Below are 13,528 nucleotides of genomic sequence, written 5' to 3' on the forward strand. Positions count from 1 at the left end.
TTTGCGATAATCTAGGGAGTAAGTCATGGTTATTTATTGTGGTAATCGTTTAGTTGATTTATTTTATAACATTTTTGTGGTCAGGTGACTATATTCAAACAATCTGGTTTTTTCTGTATCGATATAGCCATTCAAAAACTCATTGTCATCAATGCCTGCTTTTTTGGTAAATAGCTCAAGCATTAATGGCAACATCAGCGAGCTTTCTGCAAAGTCAATCCACTGCAGATAATATCCATAATCTGAACTATCTGTAGCAGGGCGCAGACGCTCTGGCGCAAACCGTTCGATCAATAACTCAGTGATAGCACCTGACTCAGCATAAATCTGTCCATCCATTTCAATAACCGGAGACTTACCGAGTGGATGTACAGCCTTTAGAGAATCTGGTGCTAAATGAGTCTTGGCATCGCGCTGATGGCTGACGACTTCATAAGGAACGCCTAGCTCTTCTAAGAGCCATAGCGTACGTAATGAACGTGATTGATTGAGATGATGTAAGCGAATCATGGTATCGACCTTATTGCGTAGTGAATTTGACTAACCTTTCAGCTTCGCCATTAGACGCTTAGCAGCTTCTTCTGATGATGCAGGGTTTTGACCTGTGATTAGCAGACCATCTTCAACAACAAATGATTCCCAATCAGCTGCTTTTTCGTAGTTACCGCCATTGGCTTTCAATGCGTCTTCTACTAAGAACGGTACTACGTCTGTTAGGCCAACTGCGTCTTCTTCAGAGTTGGTAAAACCAGTCACTGTTTTGCCTTTCACCAAATACTCGCCATCGACTTTGACGTTTTTAAGTGCTGCAGGAGAATGACAAACAAAAGCAACAGGCTTATCTTGCTTAACAAAAGTCTCGATCAGATTAATAGAGTTTTTATCTACTGCCAAATCCCACAATGGGCCATGACCACCAGGATAAAATACTGAATCGAAATCTTCAGCGTTCATATCAGCAAGTTTTTTGGTATTAGCCAGATGCTCTTGAGCGTCTTTATCGTCTTTAAAACGAGTGGTATCTTTGGTTTGCGTGTCTTCTGTGTCACTACTAGGATCTAGTGGTGGCTGACCGCCAGCTGGAGAAGCTAGAGTTACATTTACGCCAGCGTCAAGAAATGCGTAGTAAGGAGCAGCAAATTCTTCTAGCCAAAAGCCAGTTTTCTTACCAGTATCGCCTAAACGGTCATGAGAAGTTAGTACCATTAAAATGTTCATAATTATCCTTGTTTATTATTTATGTGTTAGTAACTAGATAGCCAACAGTCATAAGTTTTACGTTACATCATTAGCCGTTTTTACTTAATTAGCCTAAATGCAAATAATGACTGTTAGCATTATTCCTGCTTTGTGAGCAACTTTCAGTAGTGATATTAGCAATTTATGTTGTTAAGTAGTTATTCATAACGATTGCTAACTATCAGTAGCTGCTTAACTACTTAATGTTTAACCAATAACTATTTAACGTCAGATACTTTGATTACAGTCTTACCAAAGTTATCACCGTTTAACATACTGACAAATGCATCTGGAGCGTTATCTAGACCGTCAGTAATGTGCTCTTTGGTTTTTACTTCGCCTGACTCTACCCATTTGCTCATGGTTTCTAAGAACTCTGGAAAGTGGTCGCCGTACTCTTCAAAGATAATGAAACCTCTGACAGTTAGGCGTTGGCTTAGGATAAGACCCATCAGCATACCTAGGCGATCTTTGCCATCCGGTAAATCAGTTGCATTGTACTGCGATACCAGACCACATACTGGAATACGTGCGTGGTCGTTAAGTAATGGCATTACTGCATCAAATACTTTACCGCCAACGTTTTCATAGTAGATGTCGATACCATCTGGACATGCTGCTTTTAATTGCTCAGCGAAGTCGTCGGCTTTGTGGTCGATACAGACATCAAAGCCAAGCTCATTGACTGCAAAGTCGCATTTCTCTTTGCCGCCTGCCACACCGACAGTGCGTAGACCATATTGATTACCCACTTGACCGACAGTGGCACCGACCGGTCCAGTTGCTGCTGCCACAACTAAAGTCTCGCCTTTTTGTGGTTTACCGATATCAGTCAGACCCATATAACCCGTAAACCCTGGCATACCTAACACGCCTAAACCATAAGAAGGGTTTGACATGTTTTTGTCCAGTTTTAGGACGCCTACGCCATCACTGATACTGTAGTCCTGCCAGCCTGAGTTTGATACGACTAAGTCGCCTACCGCGAAATTATCGATATTCGACTCGACCACTTGCGCTACGGTACCACCCATGATGACGTCACCGACTTCTAACGGGTCTGCATAGCTTTTTGCATCACTCATACGTCCACGCATATATGGATCTAGTGATAGATATACCGTGCGTAATAACATCTCGTTATCTTTTGGCGTAGGAATGTCGCTAGTTGCCATGTCAAAGTTGTCAGCAGTAGGTACGCCGTTAGGACGGCTAGCTAATTTGATTTGACGGTTTGTTTGTTGATTCTGTTGTTTGTCGAAGCTCATAGTAGGACTCCTTTATATTTATTAATTGTCATTATTATAGTGGTGTTAAATGTAGTAGCTACTCAGCATGGAATAGCTACTACTATAGATAGCATAACGATATGTACTTATTGTTACTGTCGCGATTTTTCTTATAATTGTTCTGACGGTTCTTGCTAAAGCGCCTATTAAGACGCTTTGCTAGTTACAGCGCGCTGCAAGATACGACGTGATACTTCTAAGTCGTTGGTACCATGTTCACCAAGCTTAACCATGTTATGCACTTCAAGCTGCTTGATGATTGGATCAATCGCTGACTCCGTCAAGTCAACATCTTCTAGGCTAACTGGCAAGCCAAGCTCGCGGAAGAAGTTTTCAGTGTAAACAATAGCAGTTTCAATGATCGCATCGTCGTCTAGGTCAGTATCGGTAATGTTCCATACGTTACGTGCATACTGAAGCAGTTTTTCTTTTTTACTTTCTTTTAGCTCACGCATAACTGATGGCAATACGATGGTTAGCGTACGTGCATGATCGATAGCGTGTAATGATGTCAGCTCATGACCAACCATGTGAGTTGTCCAGTCTTGTGGTACACCAGTACCGATCAGACCATTCAATGCCATGGTCGCTGTCCACATAATGTTTTTACGTGTTTCTAGGTTTTCTGGATCTTGCTTAACAACTAGACCTTCATCGATAAGGATTTTAAGCAAGCTTTCAGCAAAGGCATCTTGTACTTTAGCGTTTACTGGGTAAGTCAGATATTGTTCCATTACATGAACAAATGCATCAGCCACACCATTCATAACTTGGCGCTCAGGCAAAGTAAGTGTTTTGATTGGATCTAGAATTGAGAATTTAGGGAAGGCAAGTGGGTTACCAAATGGTAGTTTTGCTTGACGTTCACTATAGTTAATCACACCGCCTGAGTTCATCTCAGAACCTGTTGCTGGAATGGTCAATACAGCACCCAAGTCGACAGCAGAATCGATGTTTTTGCAATAACCAGTTAAGGCATCCCAAGCTTGGTCACGTGAGACAGTACCGTCTTCTTCAGTCAATGAAGAAACGAGTGCGACAAATTTGCTGCCGTCAATCACAGAACCACCGCCAACTGCTAATAAGAAGTCAATGTTGTGCTCATTAACCATATCAGCGGCTTTTAATAGCGTAGTGAATTCTGGGTTGGCTTCGATGCCGCCGAATTCAAATACAGTACGGTTACCGCTTGCCGCTAAGGCAGTTTTTACTTCGTCTAAAGTACCAGTACGCTGTGCTGAACCACCACCATAAGTAATGAGGACACGCGCATCAGTAGGGACTAGATCTGATAATTGCTCGATTTGACCTTCACCAAAAACGATACGGACTGGGTTGTAATATTGGAAGTTATTCATAAGATTCCTAATTAGTAATAAAAAGTTTTTAATAAAAACGGTTCAATCAAATGGTTTTGACATGGGATATTGTCTGATATCAATCAATGAATGATAAGCAATGCTCGTATAGACATTCATTCTTAATATTTGTGCGCATTGTACACCAATTAGACCAGTCGTCTAGTTATATTTACAAAACTCTCGTATAACTGTCTAAGCCGTATGCAGATGTCTTTCAGAAATTTATTTAAAAAAGAGAAGGCAATGAAGCACACTGAACACTCAAGCATAGTACTGACAGCTACTATCTATAAGCGTTATAAATATTCAATGTGCTTTAATGCTTATGTTGTTTATGCTAGAGGTGCGGCCGCTAGAAACTCGAACAGTTAACGATTAGCGTCCCATTTGGGTCGTGGTCATCTGCCAAATTTCTGCTAAAGGCGTATTGGTTTGGCTAATCTTTGCAATCAAGCTTGCGCCAAGCCATGCAAAATACCAACGCTTGGCCATACTCTCAGCCGAGATGTTATCGTGACGAGGGACAGATTCATCGAGCCAGCCAGCTTTGATCTGCTTAGCGAGCCACATGGTCGTCTGCTGATAGCCAGTATCGAGTGCCTTACGCATGGTTTCTGACATGTCGGCTACCTCTGCACTGAGCTTCACTACCAAGCATTTTTCATGGTCACAGCCGTTCTGCTGGGTGTCATACCAGTTTTGGAAATAATCATATAGCTTTTGCTGCGCACTGACATCTTGTGCATCGATGACATCTAGACGAGTCTTATATAAGCTAAAATAATGATTAATAATGGCTTCACCAAAGGCTTCTTTAGAAGCAAAGTAATGATAAAAAGAACCCTTTGGCACACCTGCTGTATCTAAAATCTGCTTTAGACCAACAGCGGTAAAACCTTTTTTGGCGATGAGTTGGTAGCCAGTAGCAAGTAAATGAGCTTTGGTATCTGTGGTAGTTGCGTCTGTATTAGACATAAACAGGATTGTCTCCCTTAGTAGTCGCTTATATTAGCGTATGCATTAGATAGTCAGTTAAAACAGTTAACGTTCATTTGAACGTCACGTTGATGGCGTATTGTAATAGGATATAGTTATATGTGTTACGTTTTATCAACAATATTCACTGACAAAGTAGTCTTGTTTTATTAATAGCTATGGTAGCATTAGACCAGTCGTCTAGCAAGGTAGGTTTTGTTGTTATCCGTTACCGTTAGTATTTATTGCTAAAGATCATTTTTCATTAGAGCTTTTTTTAATTTTATAGCTTTTTTTAATTGATGACTATTGATTAATAGCTCGATAACGATTTTAGACTTACTACTTGCCAGATATTTTCTCATTAAGATATCGCCGACTTAATAATTTTATTTTAATAATCGCAAACCAATACTTAACATAACAAATTAAAAATAAGGATAATTATGTCAACTAATACTACGAGTGCATATAGTGATTTCCATTTGCAGTTCATCGCTGGTGAATGGCAAACTGGTAAAGACGATAGCACCAACACCAATACCAACCCATATAACGGTGATACGCTGGTAGAGATCCAGCAAGCGACCAAAGATCAGTTGAACGAAGCTTATGATGCTGCGACCCAAGCTCAAGAAGCGTGGGCCAAGCAGACACCAGCAGAGCGTTCTGCAGTGTTGTATAAAGTCGTAAACATACTTGATCAGCGCCAAGAAGAAATCGTTGATTGGCTAATCAAAGAGTCGGGCAGTACTCGTATCAAAGCCATGGTCGAGTTCGGTGCAACGCGTGCGATTACCCTGGAAGCAGCGACATTCCCTAATCGCGTCCATGGTGAGATTCGCCCATCGAACACCCCTGGTAAAGAAAACTTCATTTATCGTGAGCCAATCGGCGTTGTCGCTGTTATTAGCCCATGGAACTTTCCACTACACTTAACGCAGCGCTCTATCGCGCCTGCCTTAGCACTTGGTAACGCAGTGGTACTCAAGCCTGCTAGCGATACGCCAGTGACAGGTGGTCTGTTACTTGCAAAAGTGTTTGAAGAAGCAGGTCTACCAAAAGGCCTGTTAAACGTGGTTGTGGGTTCAGGTAGCGAGATAGGCGATGCAATCGTTGAACACAAAGCATCAAGTTTTGTGTCATTCACAGGATCAACTTCAGTGGGTAAACACATCGGTGAGCTAGCTAATGGTGGTGAGCATATCAAACAAGTGGCACTTGAGTTAGGTGGAAACAGTCCATTTGTTGTACTCAAGGATGCAGATATTGATCAGGCAGTAAAAGCAGCCGTGTTCGGTAAGTTCTTGCATCAAGGCCAGATTTGTATGGCTATTAACCGAATTATTGTTGAAAATGAAGTGTACGATGAGTTTGTAGAGCGTTTCTTGTCTCATGTTAAAACGTTACAGGTAGGTGATCCTAACGATCAAGGTACTGCTATTGGCCCAATCATCAATGAGAAACAAGTTCAGTCACTTAGAGATAAGATTGATGAGGCACAGAAAGAAGGCGCAAAAATGCTCTTGAGCGGTGAAATCAATGGTCAATTAGTCCCGCCACACATCTTTACCGAAGTTACTAGAGAGATGGATATTGCCTATAATGAAATATTTGGACCATTGATAGGCATTATTCGAGCCAAAAATGAAGAGGATGCTTTGTCGATAGCTAATGATTCTATGTATGGCTTATCTAGTGCGGTGTTTACGGCAGACATGCAAAAAGGTTTACGTTTCGCTCGTGGTATCCGAGCAGGTATGACCCATATAAATGATATTCCAGTAAACGATGAAAGTAACGTGGCTTTTGGTGGTGAGAAAAATTCAGGTATCGGCCGTTTCAACGGTGAGTGGGTACTAGAAGAATTCACCAGAACACATTGGATCTCAATGCAAAATGAGCCACGTGAATATCCGTTCTAATTGTCATACAGTAGAATGCTAATAGCTAATAAAAAAGACCGCTTATATAGCGGTCTTTTTTTGTGTGTCATTTGGCAAATTACTGATAATGACGTATTTGAAGTTGGTCAATCTCTTATCTAGCATGAAAGCCAAGTAACCCTTCAATCTCTTCCATAGTCATGCGTCTTACCAGTGCTTGCTCTTCTACTGACAAGCGGTTGGTATGTTCTTTTATCATCGTATGAATACTTCGTGATATCTCAGAGGTGGTCGCGTAATACATTTGAGGCTGCTCTTTTGTCAACCTCATCAAAAATCGATTGATAAGTTTACGCTTTTCATCTGATTTATTTTCTTCAGTCGTAGTATTATTTTGAGTCATGATGTTCTCCTAGAGGTAAGCCATTTAAGCAGTCAGACACATGAGAGTCAATGCTTATAAGTGGTTTCTGGGGCTGAGCGCATTGCCTTACAAGTATTAGGTTAGCATCAAAATTGAATGCTAAGTATGTGTTGTACCGTATATGATATTTTAAGATTAAAAATTAAAAATAATAAACCAGCGCTAAACAGCCAGAAGGATAGGGTATGTCAAATCAAGCAGCGAACAACTTAGAGAACAACAATGTCACATTGGTACTATTTCATAATGACTTGAGAGTGGCGGACAATGCCACTTTATTGAAAGCATCTAAGATATCCATTAATGGAAAGCTGCTATTGGTTTACGCGTCATCGTTGACAGATATATTAGATAATAGAGACCATTACGATGCCTATCGCTATGAGGCTATGGGCCAAGCCCGCCAGCAGTTTTTGCATGAGAGCCTAGCTGATTTAAATGCGTCATTGATGCAGCGGGGTAATAGGTTGCTGTATTTACAGAAAGACGATGAAGCATTGGACGTCTTTACTCAGTTGAATGATCTAATAGCGCAGCAACAAGTGACAGATATCTGCATCAGTCAAACGGCAGATTATAATCAAAACAAAGTATATGACCTTCTACAGGCGAAATATCCAGAGATACAGTGGCACATTCAAACAACGGCAACTTTGTTTGATGAGTTGCCGTTAGAGCAGTTGCCCAAAAGCTTTACGCAATTTCGTAAACAAATCGAAACTGATTATGATTTGCTACATGCAGAAAAAGATATAGTAATTTATCCAACGCCAGAATCACTTGCTCCATTGCCTGACAATATGCAGAGTAGGGACGAGCGCTTTTTTGAATTTCAGTTGCCTAATCAGGCAGGGCTTGATAAGCCATTGCAGCCGTCATCCAGCTTTAGAGGTGGAGAGTCAAACGGTCTCAAGCACTTAGATGCTTATTTCTGTTCCGATGCGCCCAGCACTTATAAAACAACCCGAAACGCGCTAGATTACTGGACACATTCTACGAAGTTCTCCGCTTGGCTTGCAAACGGATCGCTATCTGTAAACACAGTATTAAATCGTCTGCGTCGCTATGAGCGCGATATCATCGCAAATGACTCTACTTACTGGATATGGTTTGAGCTGCTGTGGCGTGAGTATTTCTACTGGTATGCTGTCACCCATCAGCAAAAGTTATTTTGGTTTAAAGGTATCGGTCAGCACGCGCCTTCAACCCAATTGATTGAGAGTCTGTTAGCGCAATGGAAGCGTGGTACAACACAATATCCTATCGTCAATGCTTGCATGAACCAATTGCGCACGACAGGCTATATGTCGAATCGCGGGCGACAACTGGTTGCCAGTTGCTTTATTCACGAGCTAGGGCTTGATTGGCGTTACGGGGCAGCTTACTTTGAGCAACATCTTGTTGATTACGATGTCGGCAGTAATTGGGGTAATTGGCAATATTTGGCAGGCGTCGGCGCTGATCCAAGAGGATGCAGACAGTTTAATCTCGACAAGCAAACCCAGCAATACGATCCAAACGGTGAATTTATCCGTCAGTGGCAAGGCAACACTCAAAAGAGTGATTAATGTATGTTGAAAACTTCCACTCAACAGGTGACAACTATTATTAGACTAATCATAAGATAGGTTTAAACAATGAAAAAGCCCAGTCCTTATCTCACTTTTGCAGGTGCTATTCCGTTTGTCGCCTGTGCATTTTTGCTGATGATAGACGTTGTTACCGTGCCTATGCTGGGCTCGGTAGGCGATGTATTAAGTGCTTATGGGCTAGTGATTGCATCATTTATGGCAGGCGCGCATTGGGGTAATCATTTAGATTTAGCTGACGACAATAAGTGGGCTATTAGGCTTCCACTGTATAGCAATGTCATTGCGCTTGGCCTTTGGCTTGGGTTTTTAATCTTATCAGCCAGTAGCTTTATTTGGCTACTGGTTGTCGGTTTTATAAGTCTATTGGTTATTGATTATAGTCTGCATCGCGCGCAGATTATTAGCGATGTATATTTTAAAATTAGACAATATGTCACGGCGATAGTCGTCGTATCGTTAGTTGTTGCGGCATTACAGTTATAAGTGAAATTAACTAAGTCATGGCTAAATAATAGCTAAAGAACAGCCAGCTTGATTTCTCTATTTTTATAATTGGGACATTTATTTTAGAGATTTCCGTAGGCACTGCACTTTAATGGATAGAATATTTCAATAATCAGAATAAAGAATTATAACATTCATTTTAAATGAATGTTATAATTAAAGCTATCTATATTTCTCTAAGAAGATGGCTATGCACTCTATCAAGCTACCTAGCAAACCACCAAGCTCTCCGCATCCTATCCTTAATTTAAGCTTCCGCACATTTTTTAGTGCTGCGGCGATATTTGCCGTAGTAACGATGCTGCTATGGGTGTTTGCGTTCACTGGTCACACCGATATCGATGCACAGGTTTTGAACCCGTTATACTGGCACGGCCATGAAATGGTGTATGGTTATGCTCTGGCAGTGGTAGCCGGGTTCTTGCTAACTGCGGTCAAGACATGGACAGGGGTAATGATGCCGCATGGTTATAAGCTGCTAGGCATCTTTGTCTGTTGGTTGTTAGCACGTCTGAGCTGGCTAAGTTTTGGGCTTGGCATAACGCTCATAGGTGATAGTATGTCGTGGTTATATATAGCAGCCCTTTTTGATGTAGTATTTGTCGCCTCGATGGCATATGTGATATGTCGAGCGGTATGGCAAGTTAAGCAATACAAGCAAATGGGTATCTTGGCAAAACTGGCACTGCTGACCTTTGGCAACGGACTCTGCTATTGGGGAATTATCAATGCTGATATGAATACAACTAAGATAGGGATTTATTTTGGGTTTTACTTGATCATTGGGTTAGTGCTAACGATTGGCCGACGTGTGGTGCCATTTTTTATTGAACGTGGTCTTAGTATAGATATGGAAACGTCAGAACCCATTAAACTACGTAATAGTAATACACAAGATATCGCAAGCTTAGTGTTTTTCTTCGCCTTTTTTATTAGTGATATATTTTACCCAAATAAATATCTGCTGACGGTGACCGCACTTGGTGTGGCAGTGATTAATATCGTTCGTCTGATAGGGTGGTATCATCACGGTATTTGGCAAAAACCATTACTTTGGTCATTGTATATTGCGTTTTTGGGCATGTGTTTGAGTTTCTTATTATACGCACTACAGCCTTGGCTCGGTTATCCGCACAGCCTCGCCATGCATGGACTGGCGATTGCTGGTGTTGGTATGATGACGGTGGCAATGATGACGCGAGTATCTTTGGGTCATACGGGTCGCAGCATTCACCAACCGCCCAAAACGGTAAATCTTATGTACGGTTTGATGGTATTGGTATTTGTTAGCCGCGTACTGCTACCATTAGTAGATATGAGTCATTACCTAGTTTGGATTATGATTGCACAGGGTGCTTGGATTGCTTGTTTTGTGCTATTTTGCATCAGTTATCTGCCCATGCTGGCACGTCCTCGGCCTGATGGTTTATTTGGTTAAAGCGGGCTAACGATACTGTTTACAAATGCTATGTCTAAACGTTATTACCAAAAATGCGACTTACTTTGTCTAGGGCGTGTGCTCAATTCAAACGAGTGTCCTTTAAATGGGCTAAAAATAGCTAAATTTTGCCAAACATCGTCAAATAGTTGGTCAATATCTCGATATTATCTGCACTATTTTTCTCGTTTGACAGCAATTTATCTTATTTTAATGCTCATAATCTAATTGATGACACGCCCTAGCTTAATATATAAAATTTATAAAAATAGGAGCGCAAGTACATGCGACTGACCAATTATAGTGACTATGCGCTACGCTCATTGATTTATTTAGCTGTGAGACCAGATCCATCATTATTGGCTAATATTAGCGATATTGCTGATAGTTACGGTATTTCCAAAAGTCATTTGACCAAGATTATTCATCAGCTGGGTCAGCTCGGTTATATAGAGAGTGTGCGTGGCAAAAACGGTGGCATACGATTGGCACGTGCGCCTAAGGATATCAATTTGGGCGTATTGATCAAAAAAATAGAGCCTGATTTCAATTTGGTTGAGTGCTTTGCAGTACCAGTGACCCGCAATGATAGTGAGCAGGATGCTCATCAGGCGGATTTGCCGGTGACTTTTATTGAAGAAAAAAAGAATAAATCACTAGGCTGTGTAATCAGTCCAGCCTGTCAGCTTAAAAGCGTATTTTTTGAAGCACTCACCGCATTTATCAATGTGCTTGAGCGTTATACATTAGCAGATATTCTAAACAATGAAGATGAGTTGGCTACTTTGCTGTTTCGGTAACAGCTTCGATAATAGTTTCGATATGATTATAACCAGCTCACAAAAATGGGTTGCTACACTAGTAAATACAGTAATAGCGACCCATTTTTATGTTTAGCAAAGATGTTTGCCTAAGGTGTGAAAAGTTAGGCATTTTCTAGTTTTGGACGTGCTTTTTTAACGGCTTTCACCAGTGCTTTCTCAAACCCACCTTCTTTGAACTGAACAAGATAAGAATGCGCTGCGCAAAAATTGCGAACGTCACGCCACTCATGAGCCAAATTGGTCGCCCAGTCGCAGTATTGCGCGCCAGCGTTTGGTTCATTTTTCAGTGCTTTTTTGGTCGTGGGATGCAATATCAGCTCAGGCAATACAGCTTCTAATAACTTAATTGGTGGACTCATAAAAGTATCATCTACGTGCAAGCTTTGGCTGGCAGGATGATAGGCCAATAGAGAGCCTGCATGAATCATCTCATTGGGCGAGATATAGTAAATGCCCTCTGACATTGAGAACTTGAGCTCAGGATAGCGTGCAGCGACTGCGTCACTTTCGACCAAATCATCTGCCCAATTGATTTCTGGTACTTTTTTATGGTGACGGCTACTGCCATAAAAGGTCGCTTGCGGGAAGTCTTTGGCCATTTGAGCACAGCTGACTGTATGAAACGGATGTACGTTCAGCACCGCTTCGACATCTTGACCACTGTTAGTGAGTGCCATGACCTCATCTCGAACATCACCCGTTAGGGCGTAACTGTCCAAAAAGATGAATTTTCCTGAGGATAGTTTGACCAATGAGCAGTGAGTACCAATGTTTAGCACACCGCCAATGCGGAATGATCCGCGTATGTTCCAAAATCCTGCCCCTAAATCATGAATGTGATCAGTCATTTATAATTTTCCTCGTTTAGTAAATGAAATAAAATATGTAAATAAAACAAAGCTACTTTTTCACTGTAAGCTTCATCTTTCGAGTTGTTTTAATAATATATCTTCTAAAGGTTCACGCTTTTATGCTTTTTTAAGCTCAGGGCGAGCCAAATCAATCGCTGATATAAGTGCTGACTCAAATTGACCTTCCTCAAATATCACCAATCCCGAATGCGCACCGCAAAAATGACGACCATCGCGCCACTCGTGTGCCAGCTCTACTGCCCAATCACAATAGTGCTTAGCTGCGTTTGGCTCATCTTTGAGCGCTTTTTTGGTAGTAGGGTGTAAGCCTAGGTTAGGCTGCACGGCATTTATTAACTTGGAAGGGGGTATCTCAAAGGTATCATCGACATAAATGCTCTGGCTAGCAGGATGATAGACCAATAAGGAGCTGGCATGAACCGTTTCATCCGGTGAGATGTAATGGATGCCTTGAGGAATAGAGAATTTAAGTTCAGGGTAGCGCGCAGCAACGGAATCGCTTTCGACTAAGTCATCTGCCCAATTGACTTCAGGCACTTGTTCTGGATGTCGGCTACTGCCATAAAACGTCGCTTGCGGAAAGTCTTTGGCCATTTGAGCACAGTGTACCGTATGGAACGGATGAACATTGAGAACGGCTTCAACATCTCGACCATCATTGGTTAGTGCCATTACTTGCTGACGAACGTTATCTTTTAATGTGTAGCTATCTAAGAATATAAATCGTCCTGATGGTAGTTTTATGAGGGCACATTGAACACCGATATCAAGTATGCCGTTCTTTATAAATGAGCCTCGAATACTCCAAAACCCTGCACCTAAATCATACATTTCATCAGTCATCGACATTACTCCTTGATAGTTCATTTATTCAATCGTTTTACTTTTTTGTAGCACCCTATAGTCGGTTCAATATAATTTGGATACAAGGAAGGCGAGTGAAAGCACTACAAGTTGTAGACTAAACGAGCCTGATACCGTATCCAATTTATAGAAGATTGACTATATGATTATTAATTTTTATGGCAGTAAAGTCTGTAAGAAAAAAGATAGAAGCAATGTAAATGTGTAAAAATAAAAAAGAGTTGTTATTCAAATGTCATTATTAACAGTGAAAGCTGTCT

General features: G+C 41.3%; 13 protein-coding genes. 5 read left to right on the forward strand and 8 right to left on the reverse strand.

From position 1 onward, the window contains the following. Positions 1–63: 63 nt before the first annotated feature. From ACQKCG_RS04820 to ACQKCG_RS04840, 5 genes are all read right to left on the reverse strand, one after another. Positions 64–510: a glutathione S-transferase gene (locus ACQKCG_RS04820; RefSeq protein ID WP_427585215.1), complete on the reverse strand. Its 447-nt coding sequence runs from the start codon at positions 508–510 to the stop codon at positions 64–66. A gap of 30 nt (positions 511–540) precedes the next feature. Next, positions 541–1,218, reverse strand: coding sequence for a type 1 glutamine amidotransferase domain-containing protein (locus ACQKCG_RS04825; RefSeq protein WP_057760524.1), 678 nt, complete (start codon positions 1,216–1,218; stop codon positions 541–543). Between the two features lie 239 nt (positions 1,219–1,457). Then, the gene (locus ACQKCG_RS04830; protein WP_101205077.1) at positions 1,458–2,507 is read right to left on the reverse strand and encodes an NADP-dependent oxidoreductase; all 1,050 of its coding nucleotides are present in this window, start codon (positions 2,505–2,507) and stop codon (positions 1,458–1,460) included. A 167-nt stretch (positions 2,508–2,674) separates the two neighbouring features. After that, positions 2,675–3,886, reverse strand: coding sequence for an iron-containing alcohol dehydrogenase (locus ACQKCG_RS04835; protein ID WP_101205076.1), 1,212 nt, complete (start codon positions 3,884–3,886; stop codon positions 2,675–2,677). 378 nt (positions 3,887–4,264) lie between these two features. Continuing rightward, on the reverse strand, positions 4,265–4,864 hold the full coding sequence (locus ACQKCG_RS04840; protein WP_101205075.1) for a TetR/AcrR family transcriptional regulator: 600 nt from the start codon (positions 4,862–4,864) through the stop codon (positions 4,265–4,267). 446 nt (positions 4,865–5,310) lie between these two features. Here ACQKCG_RS04840 and ACQKCG_RS04845 point away from each other — a divergent pair, with 446 nt between their 5' ends. Beyond that, positions 5,311–6,789 carry an aldehyde dehydrogenase family protein gene (locus ACQKCG_RS04845; protein ID WP_101205074.1) on the forward strand — a complete coding sequence of 493 codons (1,479 nt, stop codon included), beginning with the start codon at positions 5,311–5,313 and terminating at the stop codon, positions 6,787–6,789. A 115-nt stretch (positions 6,790–6,904) separates the two neighbouring features. Here ACQKCG_RS04845 and ACQKCG_RS04850 read toward each other — a convergent pair whose 3' ends face one another. Next, on the reverse strand, positions 6,905–7,153 hold the full coding sequence (locus ACQKCG_RS04850; RefSeq protein WP_057760515.1) for a hypothetical protein: 249 nt from the start codon (positions 7,151–7,153) through the stop codon (positions 6,905–6,907). A gap of 206 nt (positions 7,154–7,359) precedes the next feature. Between ACQKCG_RS04850 and ACQKCG_RS04855 the strand changes: the two genes are divergently transcribed. From ACQKCG_RS04855 to ACQKCG_RS04870, 4 genes are all read left to right on the forward strand, one after another. Next, positions 7,360–8,742, forward strand: coding sequence for a DASH family cryptochrome (locus tag ACQKCG_RS04855; protein ID WP_101205073.1), 1,383 nt, complete (start codon positions 7,360–7,362; stop codon positions 8,740–8,742). A 69-nt stretch (positions 8,743–8,811) separates the two neighbouring features. Then, complete coding sequence (locus ACQKCG_RS04860; RefSeq protein ID WP_101205072.1) at positions 8,812–9,249, forward strand: DUF3429 domain-containing protein; 438 nt, start codon at positions 8,812–8,814, stop codon at positions 9,247–9,249. A 211-nt stretch (positions 9,250–9,460) separates the two neighbouring features. Continuing rightward, positions 9,461–10,708: an NnrS family protein gene (locus ACQKCG_RS04865; protein WP_101205071.1), complete on the forward strand. Its 1,248-nt coding sequence runs from the start codon at positions 9,461–9,463 to the stop codon at positions 10,706–10,708. 284 nt (positions 10,709–10,992) lie between these two features. After that, positions 10,993–11,508 carry an Rrf2 family transcriptional regulator gene (locus ACQKCG_RS04870; RefSeq protein ID WP_101205070.1) on the forward strand — a complete coding sequence of 172 codons (516 nt, stop codon included), beginning with the start codon at positions 10,993–10,995 and terminating at the stop codon, positions 11,506–11,508. A gap of 125 nt (positions 11,509–11,633) precedes the next feature. On the opposite strand, the gene ACQKCG_RS04875 is transcribed toward ACQKCG_RS04870, so the two are convergent. Both ACQKCG_RS04875 and ACQKCG_RS04880 read right to left on the reverse strand, forming a co-directional pair. Next, the gene (locus tag ACQKCG_RS04875) at positions 11,634–12,380 is read right to left on the reverse strand and encodes a hypothetical protein (RefSeq protein WP_101205069.1); all 747 of its coding nucleotides are present in this window, start codon (positions 12,378–12,380) and stop codon (positions 11,634–11,636) included. Positions 12,381–12,500: 120 nt separating this feature from the next. Further along, a complete protein-coding gene (locus ACQKCG_RS04880) occupies positions 12,501–13,247 on the reverse strand; it encodes a hypothetical protein (RefSeq protein ID WP_101205068.1) in 747 nt (248 codons plus the stop codon). Positions 13,248–13,528 lie beyond the last annotated feature (281 nt).

Origin of the sequence: Psychrobacter sp. NPDC078929 (assembly GCF_050267985.1) — a bacterium.
Taxonomy (GTDB): domain Bacteria; phylum Pseudomonadota; class Gammaproteobacteria; order Pseudomonadales; family Moraxellaceae; genus Psychrobacter.

Excerpts from the sequence above, each read along its gene's own strand:
- ACQKCG_RS04865 (WP_101205071.1), top strand. The coding sequence starts at position 9,461 with ATGCACTCTATCAAGCTACCTAGCAAACCACCAAGCTCTCCGCATCCT.
- ACQKCG_RS04830 (WP_101205077.1), bottom strand. The coding sequence starts at position 2,507 with ATGAGCTTCGACAAACAACAGAATCAACAAACAAACCGTCAAATCAAA.
- ACQKCG_RS04870 (WP_101205070.1), top strand. The coding sequence starts at position 10,993 with ATGCGACTGACCAATTATAGTGACTATGCGCTACGCTCATTGATTTAT.
- ACQKCG_RS04840 (WP_101205075.1), bottom strand. The coding sequence starts at position 4,864 with ATGTCTAATACAGACGCAACTACCACAGATACCAAAGCTCATTTACTT.
- ACQKCG_RS04880 (WP_101205068.1), bottom strand. The coding sequence starts at position 13,247 with ATGACTGATGAAATGTATGATTTAGGTGCAGGGTTTTGGAGTATTCGA.
- ACQKCG_RS04825 (WP_057760524.1), bottom strand. The coding sequence starts at position 1,218 with ATGAACATTTTAATGGTACTAACTTCTCATGACCGTTTAGGCGATACT.
- ACQKCG_RS04860 (WP_101205072.1), top strand. The coding sequence starts at position 8,812 with ATGAAAAAGCCCAGTCCTTATCTCACTTTTGCAGGTGCTATTCCGTTT.
- ACQKCG_RS04845 (WP_101205074.1), top strand. The coding sequence starts at position 5,311 with ATGTCAACTAATACTACGAGTGCATATAGTGATTTCCATTTGCAGTTC.
- ACQKCG_RS04855 (WP_101205073.1), top strand. The coding sequence starts at position 7,360 with ATGTCAAATCAAGCAGCGAACAACTTAGAGAACAACAATGTCACATTG.
- ACQKCG_RS04850 (WP_057760515.1), bottom strand. The coding sequence starts at position 7,153 with ATGACTCAAAATAATACTACGACTGAAGAAAATAAATCAGATGAAAAG.
- ACQKCG_RS04820 (WP_427585215.1), bottom strand. The coding sequence starts at position 510 with ATGATTCGCTTACATCATCTCAATCAATCACGTTCATTACGTACGCTA.
- ACQKCG_RS04875 (WP_101205069.1), bottom strand. The coding sequence starts at position 12,380 with ATGACTGATCACATTCATGATTTAGGGGCAGGATTTTGGAACATACGC.
- ACQKCG_RS04835 (WP_101205076.1), bottom strand. The coding sequence starts at position 3,886 with ATGAATAACTTCCAATATTACAACCCAGTCCGTATCGTTTTTGGTGAA.